Source organism: Niveispirillum sp. BGYR6, from assembly GCF_027568365.1.
Lineage (GTDB): Bacteria > Pseudomonadota > Alphaproteobacteria > Azospirillales > Azospirillaceae > Niveispirillum.
This window is the reverse complement of the sequence record NZ_JANLNL010000013.1, coordinates 100,074-119,325: the sequence shown is the minus strand read 5'-3', so window position 1 is coordinate 119,325 and position 19,252 is coordinate 100,074. Positions and strand designations below refer to the sequence as shown.

12 protein-coding genes and 1 pseudogene are annotated in these 19,252 nt (G+C 60.9%); 10 read left to right on the top strand and 3 right to left on the bottom strand.

The annotated features are described in order from the left end of the window. The first annotated feature begins 156 nt into the window (after positions 1-156). The 4 genes from PCJ49_RS21670 (at position 157) to PCJ49_RS21655 (ending at position 7,600) form a co-directional block, all read left to right on the top strand. Positions 157-1,665 (top strand): efflux transporter outer membrane subunit, encoded by a 1,509-nt coding sequence (locus tag PCJ49_RS21670; RefSeq protein WP_269912792.1) that lies wholly within the window; start codon positions 157-159, stop codon positions 1,663-1,665. Next, entirely contained in the window at positions 1,658-2,743 is a 1,086-nt protein-coding gene (locus PCJ49_RS21665) for an efflux RND transporter periplasmic adaptor subunit (protein ID WP_269912791.1), read from the top strand. The genes PCJ49_RS21670 and PCJ49_RS21665 overlap by 8 nt, the downstream gene beginning before the upstream one ends. Continuing rightward, positions 2,740-5,799, top strand: a complete 3,060-nt coding sequence (locus PCJ49_RS21660) for an efflux RND transporter permease subunit (protein WP_269912790.1) — start codon at positions 2,740-2,742, stop codon at positions 5,797-5,799. Before PCJ49_RS21665 ends, PCJ49_RS21660 begins: the two co-directional genes overlap by 4 nt. A gap of 505 nt (positions 5,800-6,304) precedes the next feature. Then, on the top strand, positions 6,305-7,600 hold the full coding sequence (locus PCJ49_RS21655) for an MATE family efflux transporter (RefSeq protein WP_269912789.1): 1,296 nt from the start codon (positions 6,305-6,307) through the stop codon (positions 7,598-7,600). 12 nt (positions 7,601-7,612) lie between these two features. Here PCJ49_RS21655 and PCJ49_RS21650 read toward each other — a convergent pair whose 3' ends face one another. Then, positions 7,613-8,200, bottom strand: a complete 588-nt coding sequence (locus PCJ49_RS21650; protein WP_269912788.1) for a TetR/AcrR family transcriptional regulator — start codon at positions 8,198-8,200, stop codon at positions 7,613-7,615. 477 nt (positions 8,201-8,677) lie between these two features. Here PCJ49_RS21650 and PCJ49_RS21645 point away from each other — a divergent pair, with 477 nt between their 5' ends. The 3 genes and pseudogenes from PCJ49_RS21645 to PCJ49_RS21635 form a co-directional block, all read left to right on the top strand. Continuing rightward, positions 8,678-10,876 (top strand): TonB-dependent receptor, encoded by a 2,199-nt coding sequence (locus PCJ49_RS21645; protein ID WP_269912787.1) that lies wholly within the window; start codon positions 8,678-8,680, stop codon positions 10,874-10,876. An 8-nt stretch (positions 10,877-10,884) separates the two neighbouring features. Next, positions 10,885-11,964: an aminotransferase class V-fold PLP-dependent enzyme gene (locus PCJ49_RS21640; protein WP_269912786.1), complete on the top strand. Its 1,080-nt coding sequence runs from the start codon at positions 10,885-10,887 to the stop codon at positions 11,962-11,964. 135 nt (positions 11,965-12,099) lie between these two features. After that, a pseudogene (locus tag PCJ49_RS21635) lies at positions 12,100-12,534 on the top strand (IS3 family transposase); the annotation flags it as partial. A gap of 79 nt (positions 12,535-12,613) precedes the next feature. Here PCJ49_RS21635 and PCJ49_RS21630 read toward each other — a convergent pair. Further along, positions 12,614-13,030, bottom strand: a complete 417-nt coding sequence (locus PCJ49_RS21630; RefSeq protein ID WP_269912785.1) for a helix-turn-helix domain-containing protein — start codon at positions 13,028-13,030, stop codon at positions 12,614-12,616. 48 nt (positions 13,031-13,078) lie between these two features. Here PCJ49_RS21630 and PCJ49_RS21625 point away from each other — a divergent pair, with 48 nt between their 5' ends. The 3 genes from PCJ49_RS21625 to PCJ49_RS21615 all read left to right on the top strand — a co-directional run bounded on the left by PCJ49_RS21625 (position 13,079) and on the right by PCJ49_RS21615 (position 18,218). Next, positions 13,079-13,675: an NAD(P)H-dependent oxidoreductase gene (locus PCJ49_RS21625; protein WP_269912784.1), complete on the top strand. Its 597-nt coding sequence runs from the start codon at positions 13,079-13,081 to the stop codon at positions 13,673-13,675. A gap of 157 nt (positions 13,676-13,832) precedes the next feature. Then, complete coding sequence (locus tag PCJ49_RS21620) at positions 13,833-15,221, top strand: MFS transporter (RefSeq protein WP_269912783.1); 1,389 nt, start codon at positions 13,833-13,835, stop codon at positions 15,219-15,221. Positions 15,222-15,674: 453 nt separating this feature from the next. Beyond that, complete coding sequence (locus PCJ49_RS21615) at positions 15,675-18,218, top strand: TonB-dependent receptor (protein ID WP_269912782.1); 2,544 nt, start codon at positions 15,675-15,677, stop codon at positions 18,216-18,218. A 114-nt stretch (positions 18,219-18,332) separates the two neighbouring features. Here the strand turns inward: PCJ49_RS21615 and PCJ49_RS21610 are convergent, their stop codons facing one another. Next, positions 18,333-18,941, bottom strand: a complete 609-nt coding sequence (locus PCJ49_RS21610; RefSeq protein ID WP_269912781.1) for a TetR family transcriptional regulator — start codon at positions 18,939-18,941, stop codon at positions 18,333-18,335. Between the last annotated feature and the right edge of the window lie 311 nt (positions 18,942-19,252).

Here is a 19,252-nt window from a genome sequence, read left to right as displayed (position 1 = left end):
TTGGATTGCGAACGTAATCTATGTAGTCTATATAGAGTTCGAACGCAATCTAATCTGTGGCCCGGCATCGGGATTTAATGTCGCGCCCTTCGGCGCGGCCCTGGCCGCTGCTTCAACGAACCATCCTAACCCCTCTTATGACGGAGTAGAACACACATGCTCTCCGCGTCTCCCGGCGCAGTTCATCCGGGGCGATCTGGCGGGCGGGTATCCACCTCGGCTTTGGCAGCAGTTCTGCTTCTGGGTGGATGCGCCGTAGGCCCGGATTACCGCCCCCCCTCGGCTGCGCTCACCGGCTTCCACGGCCCGGCTTCCCAGGCATCCGGGCCCAACATGGTTGCGGCCCCCCGGCTTGAAAACTGGTGGGAAGATTTCAACGATCCAGACCTGACCCGTATTGTCCGACGGGCGCTTGATCAGAATCTTGATCTGACCGCCGCCCTGGCCCGGGTTCAGCAGGCACGGGCGGCCGCCCGTGGGGCCGGTGCCCGGCTATTGCCGAGTGTCGATCTGTCTGCCCAGGCCAGCCGGCAACGCCAGTCGCTTGAAAGCCCTGCCGGCGCCATCGCCCGCAATCTTCCCGGCTATGACCGCAATCAATCCCTTTACGATGTTGGTGCCGGGGCCAGCTGGGAGCTTGACCTTTTCGGTGGTCTCCGCCGGGCAGCCGAGGCCGAAACCGCGCTGGCGGAGGCCGCCGAAGCGGCCCATGCGGGAACACGGATATCCATCGCTGCGGATGCGGCGGATACCTATCTCCGCATCCGGGGTGATCAGGCGCGTATCAACGCGGTCACCGATCAGATTGCCACCAATGTTGAGCTGCTGGCCCTGGTGCAGCAGCGGTTTGCGCAAGGTCTGGGCTCTGACCGGGAGGTGGCCCAGGCTGAAGCCTTGCTGGCCGGCGCCCGGGCCGCGCTGCAGCCGCTGCAAATTGACGTGCAGGCGCAGTTGAACCGTCTGGATGTGCTGATGGGCGTCCAGCCGGGTACCTATGCTGCGGAACTGGGCGCGCTGAAGACCATTCCCGCACCGCCCGCCCTTGTCGGGGCCGATCCCGCCGATCTGTTGCGCCGTCGCCCGGATATCATTGCGGCAGAACGTCTGCTGGCGGCGTCCAATGCACGGATCGGCGTGGCCATTTCCGATTACTATCCGAAATTCTCGCTGTCGGGCCTGTTGGGTTTTGAAAGCGCGGCTTCCGGCAATCTGTTGCGCGCCAGCACATTCCAGCCACAGGGCGTTCTCGGGCTGCGCTGGCGGCTGTTCGATTTTGGCAAGGTTGATGCGCAGGTCGCCGCCGCCAAGGGGGCGGAAGCCGAAGCATTGGCCCGGTACCGTCAGTCGGTTCTACGTGCCGCAGAGGATGTCGAGAATGCCTTCACGGCCCTCGCCCTGCTGGATGTTTACGTACAGGAGATGGAGCGCGAGGTGAACGCCCTGGAGCGTGCCCGTAGCCTCTCCCAAACAGCCTACAAGCAGGGTGTGGTCTCCCTGACCGACGCCCTTGATGCCAACCGTCAGAAGCTGGCGGCGCAGGATGCCCTGGCCAGTGCGCGGGCTGATCTGGCGCGCGCTGCCGTTTCCGCGTTCCGAGCGCTCGGGGGTGGCTGGTCTTCACAGATGTCGCAGCGTGCGGAGGTCGCAGATGCCCCGAATGAGTAAAATATTTCTGACGCTTGGTGTCGCCGGCGCCGTCATCAGCCTGACGGGCTGTGGCGCGCCTGCCTCATCCGGGGAGGATCCCCGTCAACAGGCCCCGCTGGTCCGCATCGCGGTGGCAGAGCCCGCCGCCGGCATCCAGCGCGGTTACACCGGCATTGTCGCCGCACGGGTGCAGAGCAACCTGACCTTCCGTGTGGCCGGCAAGGTCACGGCGCGGCTGGTCGACACCGGGCAGCGCGTTCACGCGGGCCAGCCGTTGATGCGGCTTGACCGTACCGATTATGAACATGCGGTTTCCGCCCAACGCGGTACGGTCGCCGCCGCCAAGGCGCGCATGGTGCAGGCCGTGGCGGATGAAACGCGCTATCAGGTCCTGGTCGCATCGGGCGCCGTTTCCCGATCGGCCTATGATCAGGCGAAGGCTGCGGCCGACAGTGCCCGCGCGCTGTTCGCGGCCGCAGAAGCCCAGTTGAAGGTGGCGGAAAACGAAGGCCAATATTCCACCCTGCTGGCGGATGCCGACGGGGTGATCATGGAAACGCTGGCCGAACCCGGCCAGGTCGTGGCCGCCGGGCAGCCTGTCATGCGGCTGGCCCAGGCCGGCCCGCGGGAAGCCGTCATCCATCTGCCCGAAACCGTGCGACCGGCCGTCGGATCGGTTGCCCAGGCCAGCCTTTATGGCAGCACCGGGCAGGGGGTGGCAAAATTGCGCCAGCTTTCAGAGATGGCCGATCCCGTGACCCGGACCTTTGAAGCACGCTATGTGCTGGAGGGGGCGGCCGCTGCCGCCCCGCTGGGCGCGACGGTGACCGTACGGCTGACAGGCCAGGACAGCCAGCCGGATGTGCAGGTGCCGCTGGGCGCCCTGTTGGATGATGGTGGCAAAACCGGCGTCTGGACACTGGACCGCAGCAACTCCACCGTCCGGTTCCAACCGGTCAAGCTCATTCGCTTGACCAGTGAAACCGCCCTGGTCTCGGGCCTGAATCCAGGGGAGCCGGTTGTTTCGCTGGGCGCCCATCTGTTGCAGGAGGGGGGCCGGGTCAGGACCGGTGCCGAAGGCGGGGACAAAAGATGAGCCTTAATCTTTCCGCAATCGCCGTCCGTGAACGGGCGGTGACCTTGTTCTTCATCTTGCTGCTGGTGGCGGCGGGTGCCTTTGCCTTCTTCAAGCTGGGGCGGGCAGAAGACCCCAGCTTCACCATCAAGACGCTGACCGTCACCACGGCATGGCCCGGCGCGACGGCGCGCGAGATGCAGAATCTGGTGGCTGAACCGCTGGAAAAGCGGCTTCAGGAACTGACCTGGTATGACCGGGTGGAAACGACAGCGCGGCCGGGCTTCGCCTATATGACGGTGACGCTGAAGGACAGCACCCCGCCCGCCACCGTGAAAGAGGAATTCTATCAGGCGCGCAAGAAGCTGGGGGATGAGGCCCGCAACCTGCCGCCCGGCGTCTATGGCCCCTTCGTCAATGATGAATATTCGGATGTCAGCTTCGCCCTCTATGCGCTGAAGGCCAAGGGGATGCCGATGCGGGAGCTGGTGCGCCGGGCCGAACAGATCCGCGAGGATCTGCTGCATGTGCCCGGCGTGAAGAAGATCAACATTCTGGGGGAACAGCCGGAGCAGATATTCGTCGAATTCTCCCACGCCAGGCTCGCCACGCTGGGTTTGTCGGCCCGGGACATCCTTGCCACCTTGCAGCGGCAGAATGTCGTCACACCGGCCGGTTCGGTGGATACGCAGGGCCCGCGGGTCTTTATCCGGGTGGATGGCGCCTATGACAGCGTGCAGGCCATTGCCGATACGCCCATTGCCGCCGCCGGGCGGACGCTGAAGCTCTCTGACATCGCGGAGATCCGGCGTGGGTATGAGGATCCTTCCACCTATCTCATCCGCCGTCAGGGCGAACCGACCCTTCTGCTTGGCGCCGTCATGCAGGAAGGATGGGATGGCCTAGCCCTTGGCAAGGCGCTGGAAGAGAAGACTGCCGCCATCGCGCAGGCGATGCCGCTGGGCATGAGTTTCGACAAGGTCAGTGACCAAGCCGTCAATATCACCTCGGCCGTTGACGAATTCATGATGAAATTCGCCATGGCCCTGGGGGTTGTGCTGCTGGTCAGCCTGATCAGCCTGGGCTGGCGGGTCGGCATCGTCGTGGCCGCCGCCGTTCCCCTGACCCTGGCGGTGGTCTTTCTGATCATGCTGGAAACCGGCCGCTTCTTCGACCGTATCACGCTGGGGGCGCTGATCCTGGCCCTCGGTCTGCTGGTCGATGATGCCATCATCGCCATCGAGGTGATGGTGGTGAAGATGGAAGAGGGGATGGACCGCCTCAAGGCGGCGGCCTATGCCTGGAGCCACACCGCCGCCCCGATGCTTTCCGGCACCCTGGTCACCATTGCCGGCTTCCTGCCGGTGGGGTTCGCCAGTTCCAGTGCGGGTGAATATGCCGGCAACATCTTCTGGGTGGTCGGCTTCGCCCTGATTGTCTCCTGGGTCGTCGCGGTGATCTTCACACCCTATCTCGGCGTCAAGATGCTGCCGGCGATCAAGCCGGTTGCGGGTGGCCATCACGCCATCTATAGCACGCCGGGATATCAACGCCTGCGCCGGCTCATCACCTTTGCCGTGCGGCACAGGGTGATGACCTGTGCCATCGTCGCCCTTGCCTTTACCCTGTCTGGTGTCGGCATGGGGGCGTTGAAGCAGCAATTCTTCCCCACCTCTGATCGGCCGGAAGTGCTGGTGGAGGTGCGTCTGCCGCAAGGCACCAGCATTGAGACCACAGTGGCGGCGGTCGCCAAGATCGAACAATGGCTGGACAAGCAGCCGGAAACCCGGATCGTCACCAGCTATGTCGGGCAGGGGGCGCCGCGCTTCTTCTTCGCCATGTCGCCGGAACTGCCGGACCCGGCCTTCGCCAAGATCGTTGTTCTGACGGGCGGGGCCGAGGCGCGCGAGGCGCTGAAACACCGGCTGCGGGATGCTGTGACGCAGGGACTGGCGCCGGAGGCCCATGTCCGCGTGACCCAGCTTGTCTTCGGTCCATATACGCCTTTCCCGGTGGAATTCCGGGTTATGGGGCCGGACCCGGCGCAACTCTACGCCATCTCCGAAAAGGCCCTGGCGCTCATGCGTACGGTGCCGGATGTCCGGCAAGCCAACCGCGATTGGGGCAACCGCACCCCGGTGCTGCGTTTTGTGCCCGACCAGGATCGGCTGAACCTGATCGGCCTGTCCCCGGCAGAGGCGGCCCAGCAGCTTCAGCTTCTCCTCAGCGGTATTCCTGTCACCCAGGTGCGTGAAGATATCCGCAACGTTGCCGTGGTGGCCCGCACGGCCGGTGGTGAGCGGCTGGACCCGACGCGGCTGGCTGATTTTTCCCTGATCAGCCGGGACGGGCGGGCAATCCCGCTGGACCAGATCGGCCGGGCGGAGATCAGCCTTGAAGAGCCGGTGCTGAAACGGCGTGACCGCATCCCTGTCATCACCATCCGCGCCGATATCAACGAGGCAACCCAGCCGCCCGAAGTGTCCAAACAGGTTCTCGCCGCCCTGCAGCCGCTGATCGCTTCGCTTCCCGCCGGCTATCGGATCGACATGGGTGGTTCGATCGAGGAGTCGGCCAAGGCCAATCTGGCATTGGCCAAAATCTTCCCGGCCATGATCGCCGCGACCTTGATTGTCATCATGCTTCAGGTGCGATCCTTCTCGACCATGACCATGGTGATGCTGACCGCCCCGCTGGGCTTGGTCGGGGTGGTGCCGGCCCTGCTGCTGTTCCACCAGCCCTTCGGCTTCAACGCCATTCTGGGCCTGATCGGGCTGGCTGGCATCCTGATGCGCAACACCCTGATCCTGACGGAACAGATCAAGGAGAACCGGGCCGCCGGGCTTGACGATTACCATGCGGTCATTGAGGCAACGGTACAGCGTACCCGGCCTGTCATCCTGACGGCACTGGCCGCCGTTCTGGCCTTCATCCCGCTCACACACTCGGTGTTCTGGGGTTCCATGGCCTATACGCTGATTGGCGGTACGGCGGTCGGCACCGCCTTGATCCTGCTGTTCCTACCAGCACTCTATGCCGCATGGTTCCGTATCAAGCCAGTAGAAGGGACGCATTGAGCGTGCCACAGGTGTGCCACGCTGCCGGCCGCGCATCGGGACTTCCTGCGCGGTACAAGCGTGGCACACCGGATTGGCGCGTCATTTTGTATCCCGCATGGAAAAGTGGCTCTGACGGAATTTTGGTGACGGGCCTCTCTCCCCATCACCAATGACGTGAGGGTATGGCTGGTCGTGTTTTCCACGGCCGGATATCTGGCGCCTTCTGATCCAACCGCTGACGGCAGTGAAGTCATCTCGTGCGAAGAACAACCGGTCTCCGTCCGTTTCCTGGCGAAGGCCTTTACACAGCACCCTCTCGCCCCTTTGCATTATAGTCATAATGCGATAAGTCATAGCCATCATCCTGTGAGGGGAAGCGGAACCAATGGGCCGTTTGCACATATCGCGCACAGAAGGCGGGGTCAGCGTCGATGGAGCGGATCCGTCGCCGCGCCCGCGCCCGGAACGTTCCCTTCTTGATGGCTCCGTACTTCGGTCGCTGATCGGTCTGGCATTGCCGACCATGACCGTGATCCTTGCCCAGATTGGCGTCGGTGTGGCGGAGATTTTCTATATTGGCCGCCTGGGAACCAGCGCGCTGGCCGGCGCGTCACTCGTCTTTCCCTTTTACATGCTCATGACGACAATGTCGGCAGGCGGCCTTGGCAGCGGTATCGCCTCGGCCGTCGCCCGCGCCATCGGGGCGGGCCGTACAGAACAGGTGCAACGCATCTTCGCCCATGCCGTGCTGACGGCACTGGCGGTGGGGCTGGCTTTCACAATCATCATGATCGCGGCGGCGTCTTGGCTCTACGCATCGCTTGGCGGCGAAGGGGCGGTGCACGATGCAGCACTGACTTATTCGAACATTGTCTTTGCCGGCGTGACCTTCCTTTGGATCAGCAATCTGCTTGGGGCAGCCTTTCGCGGTATGGGCAATGCCATGCTGCCGGCCCGCATTGCGCTGATCGGTGCTGCCTTCCTGATCCCCGTCTCCCCTGCATTGATCTTCGGGTTCGGCCCCATTCCGGCCATGGGGATCGGTGGTGCGGGCCTGGCAATCATCCTCTATCAGGCGGGGGCGACCCTCGCCCTGCTGGTTTTCTGGCGCAAGACACAGGCAGCGGCCGGTAGCATCGACTTTCGGCCGGACCGCGCAATTTTCGCGGATATCTTGCGGGTCGGGGTGCCCAGTTCGCTCAACGCATTGCAGGCGAGCCTGATGTCAGTCGTCCTGACCGGTCTTGCCGCGCGGTTTGGCGACGATGCGCTGGCCGCCTATGGGATCGCCTCCCGCCTCGATTCAATGATGGTACCGGTACTGTTCGGGCTGGCATCTGCGGTGCTAACCATGGTGGGGATGAATGCGGGAGCGGGCAATATTGCCCGCGCCGGCCGGATCGCCTGGACTGGTGCGGCGGCCGGCATGGTGGTGACCGGGCTGCCCGGTATCCTGTTCGCCATCTGGCCCCAGCTGTGGCTGGGCCTCTTTTCGGCAGACCCGGCCGTTCTGGCCGAAGGCAGCGCCTATCTGCATATCACCGGCCCCTTCTATCCGGCGATGGCGCTGGGCTTCATCCTCAGTTTTGCCGCACAGGGCGCCGGCCACTCCTTCTGGCCGACGGTGGCGGTGACCGCCCGGCTGCTGTGTGCGGTGGGGTTGGGCTGGATTGCCATCGTGACGCTTGGCTTGGGCTTTGCTGCGCTTGGAGTGGCGACGGCCACCGGCGTCGTGGCCTATGGCATCATCTGCGCGCTGGCGATGCGCAGCGGCGCGGTGTGGCACGGGCAGCCCCGTCGCCAGGGTCGATCAAGATAGCGCCCCGGCACCCTATCGGGTCGCATCGCGGCCCAAAGCGAACAGCATGGCCATCTTGAAGCTGCCGTCCAATATCTCTTTGGAGAAGGCGGGATCGCTGACCGCGCGGGCTGACTGGATGCTGCCGCATATCATGGACAGCAGGGCAATCGCGGCTGACCGCCGCTGATCCGGAGCGAACCGTTCCAGACGGGCGGCGAGCGCTTCGATCAAGTCGGCGGTGCCTTGGGTATAGGCCGAACGCACCTTATCGCTTTCCCGCGCGATCTCCCCGACGATGCTTGCATTAAGGCAACCCGCTGAAAATGTATCGCGGTGGCTTTCGCTTAAAAAAGATCGAAGAAATGTCTCCAGCCCGTTGGGCTGTGCCAACGTCGTGCCGATCGTCTCGACCCGCTCTCGGTTAAGTTCCGCCACTGTCGCCGCGACCAGATCGTCCTTGGACTTGAAATGGGTATAGAATGTTCCGTGCGTCAGACCGGCCTCCTGCATCAGGGGCGCAACCCCCACCGAATTGATGCCGTCCTTGCGAAACCGAAAGGACGCGATCTGCAGGATGCGTTTGCGGATCTCTTCATTATGTTCCGGGCTGTATCGCATACTCGTTTCCTGGTTTGCGCTCGCACCCAGGCGAGCCGTTGCACAATGCTGACAGGCACTTAAACCCAACCGCCCGGCAACGCCAAGTGCGCGAACGACGCCTCCTTCCAACGCGGACGCCCCGGCCCGACCCTGAGGCATGAAAGCCGCACTATCGGCCCCGGAATCTTTTATCCCCACTCAATCAATAGACATACTGCAGTTATAGGCATTATGATCATAATGCTAAGTCCTTTCCTGGACAGAGGTGTAGGCAAGAAGCCCCGCATAATCTGCGGATAACCGGGGATTTCGTGCCGAACCACCCTGCCGCTGATCCGGCACCCCACGCGCCCAGACATGCGATATCCGTCCAGACAGTCTATTATTCCCACTTGGGTGGTAGACATAATAAGGGCCTTTGCATTATAGTCATAATGCAAAGGCCCTTCGGGGACTGAGAACACACAAGCGACCTTGAATACCCCCGAGGGAACCATGGCTTTTCACGCAAAACCGTTTCGCCGCCGATATGGCATCCTGCTTGCCCTGTCGGCAGCTTGGCCGTCCGTAGGCTGGAGCGCGGCCCATGCCGTCGAGGCGAGGGATGAGGCGCAGGCCCTGCAGCTGGACGAAATCATCGTCACGGGCACGCGCCGGTCTGACCAAAAGGCATCCGATTCGCTTTCTCCGATCGATCTGATCGGGTCGAAATATCTGGAAACGGTGCCGTCATCGGACCTCAATGACAAGCTGGCGCGGCTTGTTCCTTCCTATCAGGTCCAGCGCAATACCGTTGCAGACGGCAATATCTTCTTCCGTGCCGCAACGCTGCGTAATCTCTCGCCCGACCAGACACTGGTTCTGGTCAATGGCAAGCGCCGCCACCGCTCCGCCTTCATCGATGTCACGCAACTGGGGGCCCAGGCGGTGGATGTGGCCCAGATCCCGTCGGTCGCGCTGAAGCAGGTGGAGGTTCTGCGTGACGGTGCCTCCGCGCAATATGGATCGGATGCTATTGCGGGCGTCATTAACTTCATTCTCGAAGATCGGCCCGGCATCCGCGCCTATACCCAGGTCGGTCAATATTATGCGGGCGATGGCACGAACTATCAGGCCGGGGTGAACGCTGGGCTTCCCCTGACGGACCGTGGCCAGATCAATCTCAGTTTCGAATATACCAACAGCGATCGCACCGCCCGGAACGACCAGAACCCCGCCGCCCGGGCGCTGGCCACCAATGGTGGCCAGTACGGGAATGCGGCCTTCTACAACGGCGCTCTGCGTGACCCGGTACAACGGATCGGCCAGCCCGAACAGGAGAATTACCGCAGCTTCGTCAACGCCTCGTTCGACCTGGCCGACAATCTCAACCTCTATTCCTTCGCAAGCCACAGCAGCAGCAAGGGCGAAAGCGATTTCGTCTGGCGCAACCCGGAAACGACCGGTTTCTTCAACCCGCTGCCGGTCTGGGGCAACTGGACCTTGCGCTCCGTCTATCCGGGTGGGTTCACCCCGAATTTCCGGGCCAGCAGCAAGGATACCGATGTCGTCACGGGTCTGAAGGGTGAGCTTGCTGACGATCTGGCATGGGATCTGAGCGTCCGATATGGCCGTAACGAGATCCGTTACAACATAGACAACACGGTCAACGCCTCGCTCGGGCCCGCATCTCCGACGCGTTTCTACGCGGGGAGCAGGACGCAATCCGAATATGGCACGAACCTTGATCTGACCTGGCGTCCAGAGGTTGGGCTGGCGGAACCGCTGACCGTGGCCTTTGGCGGGGAGTACCGGCACGAACAATATCGCGTCGGAACCGGCGAAACGGCGGCCTATGCATTGGGGCCGGGCGCGGCCTTCGGCTATCCGGGCGGTTCGAATGGCTTTTTCGGTACCGACCCGACCCAGGCCGGAAAGTTTGGCCGCCACAGTGTCGCTGCCTATGTTGATGTTGATGCGCAGATCAGCGACGCACTGGAAATCGATGCGGCGGGCCGGTTCGAGGATTATGCCGATGCGGGCTCCGCCGCAACCGGCAAGATCGCGGGGCGTTACCGGCTGACGAACCAGCTGGCGCTGCGCGGAACGCTCAGCACCGGTTTTCGCGCACCGACGCCTGGACAGGCCAACCTGACCAATACCAGCCAGCAACCCTCGCCCAGCGGCACGACGATCCTGACCCGGGGCACCATTCCGTCGATCAATCCGGTGGCCGTCCTGCGCGGTGGAACCCCGCTGGAACCGGAACGCTCGCTCAATCTCAGCGGCGGGCTGACCTATGCGCTGTCGTCGCAGGCAAACCTGACATTTGATTACTACAATATCCGCGTGAAGGACCGGCTCGGCCTGTCGGGAAACTACACGCTGAGCGCCGCCGAACGGGCCAATCTGCTGGCATCGGGCGTCACGCTGGCACAGGGGCTGGATACGTTCAACTTCTATGTCAATGGTTTCACCACCCGCACCCAGGGTGTGGATGCGGTCTTTTCGTACCAATTGCCGATTGATGCCGATACCACCATCAACGCAACCGCATTGTACAATTATAATCAAACAGAGATTACCAAGTCCAAGCCTGGTGTGATCTCGCCGTTGCGGCAGCAGGCGCTGGAAGATCGGCTGCCACGACACAAGGCATCACTGACGATCGACGCATCGTACCGTCAGCTCCAGGCGACCCTGCGTGGCACCTAGTATAGCGCATGGTCCTGGAAGCCCAGAAGCGCTGGCAGCGCCATCTTGCCAGCCATCCGCAGGACAGCAACCGCACCGACCTGCTGGAACAGGTGCGGGCCCGTGTGGCCACACTGATCAACGCCGACGCCGACGAGATCGCGCTCACCCGCAGCACGACCGAGGGTATCAACCTGCTGACCCAGGGCATGGATTGGCAGGAAGGCGATGAGATTATCCTGGACCGCTATGATCACTTCACCGCGTTCCAGTCCTTCCTTAATCTCACCCGGCGCCATGGCGTGAAGCTGGTCTTCGTCGATCTGAGCGCCGAGCCGGGATCCGACGCGGACATCATTGCCAAATATGCGGCCGCAATCACGCCCCGGACGCGCATCCTGTTCCTCAATTGGGTGAACTACCGGGCCGGTTTCCGGATGCCGGTGAAGGCGCTGGCCGAACTGGGGCATCGTCACGGGCTGATCGTGTCGGTGGATGCCGCACAGGCCTTCGGTGCCCTGCCGATCGACATTGCCGATACCGGCATCGACCACCTTGCCGCCCCCAGCCACAAATGGATTTTGGGCGGTTCGGGTGCCGGGTTCGCCTATTTCAGCAAGCGTATCCTCGACCGTGTCTGGCCGATTGCAGGGCCCGCCCATGTGCCCGGCACGCCGGTGGCATGGCAGGACACTGCCCGCAAGCTGGACAATCACCGGCCCAAGAACCTCGCATCGGAAATGGGCTTTCTCGAAGCGATTGAATTCTACGAAACGATCGGCGAAACGGTGTTCCACGAGCGGCTGGACACGCTCTCCCGCCTGCTGCGCGACAGCCTGGATCAGGTTGGCTGGGGGCGGGTGCTGACACCGCGGGCGCCCGGTCGTGCCGCCGCGATCACCTCCTTCCATGTCGGCGAGGATCGATCGGCCGACGATATCGCCCGGCGCCTGTGGGAACAGTTCCAGATCAAGGTGAACTCCTCGGCGTTCGCCAAGCTCAACGCGCTGCGCATCTCGCCCCATATCTACAACAGCGAAGCCCAGATACGCTTTCTCGTGGAGGCGCTGGTTACCTTCCGTAATCGTGATAAAGGAGAGTCCTCCTGACCGAGTAGGCCTATTTGATGGAGAAGAGCCGTTTCAGCGAGGAACAGATCATCGGGATCCTGCGGGATCAGAGCTGGTCCCCCGTGACCGGACAGTTTGATGAGCTTGGTTCGGCCTTTTTGAAGGACGAGCGACATGGCGGGACAGAGGAAGCGATATTCAGCGGATTTCAAGCCGAAGGTGGCGCTGGAGGCGATCTGTGGCGAGTTGGCGATGAGCGCCGGTCGGAGGCAGGAGATGGTGGATTGGCCGCATCCCGGCTTGTCGGTTGTGCGGCAATGCGCGCTGTTGTCGATCAGCCGGTCACATTATTACGGGCCGGTACGGGGCAAGAGCGCTGAGAACCTAGCGCTGATACGGCTGATTGATGCCCAGTTCCTGGAGACACCCTGGTATGGCAGCCGGCAGATGACCCACCATCTGCGGCGTCAGGGTCATGTCGTCAATCGCAAGCGGGTGCGCCGGCTGATGGGCCGGATGGGGTTGGCAGCCATCTACCAACGGCCGAAGACCAGCGCTCCCCATCCCGAGCATAAGATCTGCCCCTACCTGCTGCGGGATCTGACCATGACCGGCCGGATCATGCTCAAGAGTTGGAGCCTCCGGCAAACTCAGAGTGGTTCACCAGCTCTGTTCCGTATCCGGTTGGTCAATCCTGTGGTGATGCAGCGTCGAACTTTTCGCGTGCCGCGATGACGGATTGCCGGTTTCGGACCGCCCACATGCCAAGAGCGGCCACGGGCTCTTCCAGGGATCTGCCGAGATCTGTGAGGGCGTAATCGACGTGAAGCAGACCTTCATGGACCACGGTCCGCCTGACCAGGCCATCACGCTCCAGCCCACGCAGGGTACGGGTAAGCATGCGCTGGGAGATGCCGGCGATCATGCGTCTGAGTTCGTTGAAATGGCGTGGCCGGTCCCGAAGTCCTATCACAACTTGCACCGACCATTTGTCACCGATCCGTGACAAGACTTCAGTCACCGTACTGCAGGAATTAATATCATGCGCACTAGGAACATGAATGTTCCTAGTGGACAAAATAGTGCCTTCTTGCGAGTTCTGCATGTCTCTCATCATATGTACCCGGTTACCCTTTGGTACCGGAGATGCTACATGAAGATCCTGCACATTGATAGCTCCACCACCGGTGGACAGTCTGTCACCCGAGAGCTGACAAAAGCCATCGTCGACCATTTCCTTGCCCAACATCCCGATGCGGCGGTAACAACGCTGGACTTGGTTTTGCGGCCCCTGCCGCATCTTGATCCCGTCTCCACCGCGGCCCTTCGCCTGCCTCCCGAGGCGCAGGATGAGGCCATGAAGGTGGCCTATCCCGTCGAACGGGCTGTGTTCGACCAATTCGTTTCCTCTGACATCGTCGTGATTGGCGCGCCGATGTATAATTTCACCATCCCCTCCCAGCTCAAAGTCTGGCTCGACCGGCTTGCCCTGCCTGGCGTCGCCTTCAGCTATTCGGCGGCAGGGCCCAAGGGGCTGGCCGGTGGACGGCGCGTCATTATCGCCTCATCACAGGGCGGAATGTACGGTGACGGCGATCCTTCTGAACATCAGGAAAGTTTGCTCAGGGCCTTTTTCGGGCTGATCGGTATTCCCGATCTCGAAATCATCCGGGCCGATAAAATTGGCTTCGGACCGGAGGCACGCGCGGCTTCCATCAGCCAGGCGAAAGCTGAGATCGCCAAGCTCTGACCCGCACCGGATAAGAACCCGCGATCTGCCCCCCCCTGCGGATCGCGTGGTCGGGGCACAACCTCTATCCGGCACGGCGCGCGCCAGACCAGTCTGGTCGCCCGAAATGTACGGCAGTCAAACCTTTCCCGCCGCTTCCATTTCCAGAGGTGTTGCCATGGCCCTGCATGAAAGCGTTGCCGAACCACAGATCGTCAGGGGGGAGGAGTCCTGGCCACGTCGCAGGGCGGCTTGGTGGGCGCTGGCACTGGTTGTGCTGGCCACAGGGCTGAATTTCCTCGGCGTGACGGTCTTTGGCATGCTGGTCGAGCGGATTAAGCTCGATCTCACCTTGACCGATGAGCAGCTTGGCTGGCTCATCGGACCTGCCAGCATTCTTTTCTACATGTTGATCGGCATCCCGATGGCCAGGCTGGTCGATCGCTATCCCCGGCGGGTGGTGCTGGCGCTGGGCTTGTTGTTCACCAGTGCCAGCACTGCCCTGGGGGGGCTAGCGCAGAGTTTCGGGCAGCTATTTGGTACCCGTATGCTGGTCGGTGCGGGAAGTTCGACCCACGCGCCGGGCTGCTACTCGCTGATTGCCGACCTTTTTCCGCCGCACCGGCTGCCCCGTGCCATCGCCGTCTTCCAGCTTGGCTATATCATAGGCACCACCCTCGGCGTCTTTGCCGGTGGCCATTTGCTCGATATCACCTCGGCTTGGGGGACGACGCAATGGCTGGGCCTTACCTTCTATAGCTGGCAATGGGCGTTGCTGATTGTCGGGGCGCCCGGCTTGGTGGTCGCCGTCGGGCTGCTGTTCATTGTGGAGCCGGCCCGGCGCGGCGTACTCCACCAGGGTAAGTCGCTGCCCCTGCGCGAGATCATCCATGAAGTCCGACTGCGCAAAGCGGCCTATATCCCGCTATTTGTTGGTGTGGTTTTCTGTGCCATCGAATCGCTCAGTTTGCAGTCTTGGCGTACCCCGTTCATGATCCGGACCTATGGCTGGACCGAGACGGAAATCGGCAATCTGATGGCGCCGCTGCTCTTCGTTTCCTCGGTAGCCGGGCTGTTTATCGGCACAGCCCTCACCGAATGGCTGGGCAAACGCCATAAGGATGCCCATGTTCGCGCCATGGGCATTCTGTTTGCTTTCGCAGCCCTGTGCGCCATTGCCTATCCCCTGATGCCGACCGGCGAGCTTTCCCTGATTTTGCTTGCTCTCAGCAGCATGTTCGGGCTGGCCGTCGCCGTCCCCCAAAACGCCGCTATCCAGCGCATCACCCCTAACAACATGCGCGGACAGGTCACTGCCATCTACGTCTTTATCTTCACCCTTTCCGGTGCCCTCGGCAGCCTCCTCATTGCCCTGATCACCCGTTACATCGTTGGCGACGAACACCAACTCTGGAAGGCCCTCGTCATCACCGGTGCACTTCTGGTCCCGCTCGCGGTCTATTCCGCTGTCCGCGGGCTGCGTCCCTATCGCAAAGAGGTCGAACGGCTGGAAAGCATCGTCGGCGACGGCGATAACAACACAGAGTTCAACCGCACCCTTCGTTAGCGTCTGCCAGGTTTACCAAGAAGGGACAAGGCCGCTAATTCTGCGCAAGCGCGCAGGATATCTCTGGATTTATTAAAGGCGGAACTCGCTGCTCGACCAGATCTTCCATCTGGTCGCGCCCGCAATCTGCCACAGGCCCTCGCTCTTCCATTACCCGCGGTACGAACCATGAACACTGGCCGGCGTGCGGCAACGCTGGATCTGGACGTACATTGTCGTCGGCATGGGCCTGCTGGTTCGTAGCACGAGATCACCAGTCATTGTTCTCAATTATCAACGAACATGTCCACTCAAACATATTTGTTGCGTCTTTTTGGGCAATAGTTATCATTGCTAACTATTGAGCCGCAGCTAAAAGGCCAGCCTTCAGCAAGCCGGAAGCGCCAGCTTTCAGCAAGCTGACGCATTGCTCAATCACAAAATGTCATCACAAAACGTCAGGGAGTCAGATGAATGGGAAAGGACTCTACCATTGTCAAACCGACGCGTCGGCTCCGTCCGATAAGTTGGGCGATCATCGGAACCGGGCTGTGCAGCCTCTATGCAACCACACCGGGCTATGCACAGCAAACAGCGACCAACCCCGCCCCGGCTCAGGAGCGGCAAGCCGCATCGGCGAATGAAAATGCCGCCCTCGCCGAGATTGTTGTCACCGCGACCTTGCGCCGGGAACGTCTGCAAGATACCCCGATCGCCATTACAGCGATCACGGGTGATATGCTGGCCGAACGGAGTCAGACGAGTGTTTTCGAGGTTGCTCGTCAATCCCCGAACGTCACCCTCGCACCCCAGGGCCAGGGCTATGGTTCAACAATGCTGGCCTTTATCCGCGGGGTGGGGCAGAGCGACTTCATTCTTGCCCTTGAACCCGGCGTCGGCATCTATGTTGATGATGTCTATTACTCGACCCTGACGGGGTCGCTTGTGGACCTTCTTGACATTGACCGGGTCGAAGTTCTGCGCGGTCCGCAGGGAACATTGGCGGGGCGCAACTCCATCGGCGGCTCAGTCAAACTCTATTCCAAAAAGCCGGAAGGCGACGGGTCTGGTTCAGTTTCCGTCACCTATGGTTCGTTCGACCGGCTGGATGCACGTGGTGTCGCAGATTTCAGCATCATTCCCGATAAGCTCTTCGCCCGTGTGTCCGGCATTTCCAAGAATCGGGATGGCTATATCGAGCGCATGGATTATGGCTGCACCCATCCGCGGTCCGGGGTTCCGTCGGCGCCTAATCTCAATGACGATTGTAAGTTGGGCACGCTTGGTGGTCAGTCTTTGACGGCCGGGCGGCTGTATTTGCGGGCACTGCCTTCAGAAGAACTCGAAGTCGAACTGATCGGTGATGTGACGCGGGACAAATCAGAGGCCGGCGGTGACGTCCTTCGCTACGCCAACAATCCGCGCCTGACCATTGATGACGGCAATCCGGCGACGCCTGCCGTACCTTATGACTGTCGTTTCGTTCCCTATGGTCCGAATTCTTGCGACAGCGCCGGTCGGCATCGTTACTGGACCTATTCGACGTTCCTGGACCCGCGGGCACCGTCGTCTCAGGATCCCTATACGCCGGTAAGCCTTCCGATTATTTCGCACATGGACCAGGTGGGTTTCTCGGGCGCCGTCAACTGGTCGTTGGCTGAGAACATTCAGCTAAAGTCGATCACGGCTTACCGTGAGCTCAAGGCAACCTTTGCCGAGGATGCAGATGGTTCGCCGATCCAGAACCAGCTCGCGATGCAGATCGTCAAGAACCAGCAGTTCAGCCAGGAATTGCGCATCAATGCCAGCATGTTGGACAGTAAGCTCAATGTCGTGGCTGGCGGCTACTACTTTGACGGGGAGGGCGAGTTTCGTGCCAGGCTTGACCTCAGCTACATCGGCTTGAACTTCCTCCAGGGGCCCGAAAAGACTCCCAGCCGTTCAAAGGCAGCGTTCGTGAATGGCGATTATGCTTTGACGGATGATCTGCGCCTGTCCCTGGGGGTTCGGCAGTCCTGGGACAAGAAGGATCAGGAATATTTCCGACATAATCCTGATGGAACAGTCCCGGTGACCCCGTGCCTTCCCGGCGCGGCCCCCTTCGATCCGGCCAACGCCCCCAACTGTGCGCTTATCGGGCTGAATGGTTTGAAGGACGGCTTCAAGAGCGACAGGCTCGATTGGCGTACGGCGCTTGACTACCGTTTCTCTCCCGCCGTGCTTGCCTATGGTCAGATTTCGACCGGCTATCGCGGTGGTGGCGTCAATCCGCGGCCTTTCTTCGGGCCGGGCACGATCCTTCCCGTCTTTCAGGGGCAGATCAACCCGGTCAAGGGCGTGCCGACCGATGTCAACCAGCTCAGCACCTTCCAGCCTGAAACCATTACGTCCTACGAGATCGGTGCCAAGACCGATCTGTTCCACAAAACGCTGCGCGTCAACGTGGCAGCTTTCAGTAACGACTATCGCAACATCATCCTTAACCGGCTGTCGTGCCCCATTTCGCCTTGCTTCCAGCCGAACAATGTTGGCAAGGCCACGGTCAGGGGCGCTGAAATCGAGGTTTTCGCCTATCCGACCGACCGGTTGTCGCTGGATTTCTCGGGCAGCTATCTTGATTTCAAGTATGACAAGACCGACCAGGCCACGACCGGCATCACGCTTGGCATGGTGACGCCGTTCAGTCCAAAGTGGAAGGCCAGTGGCGGTATCCAGTATGACGCCTATAAGGGGGATCTCGGGGAGCTGACGGTTCGGCTGGATGGCTCTTACCAGAGCAAGGCATTCAGCGAGGCTGTCAATGGGCCCAGCAACAAGCTCGACGGCTATTTCCTTTCGAATGCCCGACTGGTTTGGAGCCCAGCAGATCGCAACTGGAAGGCTGCGTTGGAGGTGACCAACCTTACCAACAAATATTATGAGCTGACTCGTTTCGATCAGTCGGCCCAGTCAGGTACAACCTCGGTGTCACCGGGAGGGCCGCGTATGTGGGCTCTGACGCTCACCCGGTCGTTCTAAAGAGGGATGGCAGCCCGTCAGCAAGGCGGGCTGCCTTTTCTACCCCGGTGTTGGCCCCCCAAATCGGTGATGCGCGGCGGGTATCCGCGGGTGCCGCTGGTCAGAAGCAGCCTGTTAAAGTTGCTTTCCGGCCCGGCGACGCTTCGGCACAGCACCTTCTGCACCCAATGTCGGGTTGATCGACCGGGAGCTTTCCAGTTTCTGCCTCAATCCATCAATGATGATGTTCAGTGCAAAATCGAATGCAGCGCGATGATCATAAACCTCTTTTGCCCGATCTGTACGATAGAGTTCATTTGCCTCATGTAACTGCCAGCCGACCATGAATCGGATGAACAGCTTGGATGCATAGAGGGCATCTTCATCTGCAAATCCGGCATCCCTCAGCGGCTTTGATAGAAGGTCAAGCGGCTCCGTCGGGAGAGAATTGGCAACTAGCTTCGCCCCATCGCGATGGCGCATGACTTCTGCAATCGAAACGCGCGCAATGGAGACCAGCCAATCGTCCCATTGTTGACCGGGACGCGGAGGGCGGAGAACGGGCAGCAGGATCGCCGCGACCATATGATCGAACAGCTCGGCCTTACTCTTGAAATGCCGATAAAAGGCGGGTCCTTCGACACCAAGCTCCTGGCCCAGACGTCGGGTCGAAAGATTGTCGAGGCCAATTTCGTTCAGCAACTTCAAGGCGGTCTGAACGATCAATTCCTGGGTTAATGCCATTCTATACTCCGTCACGCAAAACCAATCACCTTGCCGCGCCGACGGTCCAGGTCCGGTTACCGGTGATAACAATGTTTCTTGATCAGCGCTATAGGGAAATCACTGCCTTCGTCACGATGTGGACGAGGGGGGGGCTCTACCGCCTCGAAGAGTTGGCTATCTGCCAATCCGAGCGAATAGCGCAGCAGGTGGAAAATGGGTGTTTGCGAGCAAATAGATGAAACTATAAAATACAAATAGAGATAATTGAAGGAAAAATTCTCATAATTTGATGATATTTAAGATAGATATAGGATTTTTATTTTGAAATA

Bases quoted from the DNA above. Each gene is read 5' to 3' on its own strand.
- PCJ49_RS21670 (WP_269912792.1), top strand. From the start codon at position 157: ATGCTCTCCGCGTCTCCCGGCGCAGTTCATCCGGGGCGATCTGGCGGG.
- PCJ49_RS21665 (WP_269912791.1), top strand. From the start codon at position 1,658: ATGAGTAAAATATTTCTGACGCTTGGTGTCGCCGGCGCCGTCATCAGC.
- PCJ49_RS21660 (WP_269912790.1), top strand. From the start codon at position 2,740: ATGAGCCTTAATCTTTCCGCAATCGCCGTCCGTGAACGGGCGGTGACC.
- PCJ49_RS21655 (WP_269912789.1), top strand. From the start codon at position 6,305: ATGACCGTGATCCTTGCCCAGATTGGCGTCGGTGTGGCGGAGATTTTC.
- PCJ49_RS21650 (WP_269912788.1), bottom strand. From the start codon at position 8,200: ATGCGATACAGCCCGGAACATAATGAAGAGATCCGCAAACGCATCCTG.
- PCJ49_RS21645 (WP_269912787.1), top strand. From the start codon at position 8,678: ATGGCTTTTCACGCAAAACCGTTTCGCCGCCGATATGGCATCCTGCTT.
- PCJ49_RS21640 (WP_269912786.1), top strand. From the start codon at position 10,885: ATGGTCCTGGAAGCCCAGAAGCGCTGGCAGCGCCATCTTGCCAGCCAT.
- PCJ49_RS21630 (WP_269912785.1), bottom strand. From the start codon at position 13,030: ATGCAGAACTCGCAAGAAGGCACTATTTTGTCCACTAGGAACATTCAT.
- PCJ49_RS21625 (WP_269912784.1), top strand. From the start codon at position 13,079: ATGAAGATCCTGCACATTGATAGCTCCACCACCGGTGGACAGTCTGTC.
- PCJ49_RS21620 (WP_269912783.1), top strand. From the start codon at position 13,833: ATGGCCCTGCATGAAAGCGTTGCCGAACCACAGATCGTCAGGGGGGAG.
- PCJ49_RS21615 (WP_269912782.1), top strand. From the start codon at position 15,675: ATGGGAAAGGACTCTACCATTGTCAAACCGACGCGTCGGCTCCGTCCG.
- PCJ49_RS21610 (WP_269912781.1), bottom strand. From the start codon at position 18,941: ATGGCATTAACCCAGGAATTGATCGTTCAGACCGCCTTGAAGTTGCTG.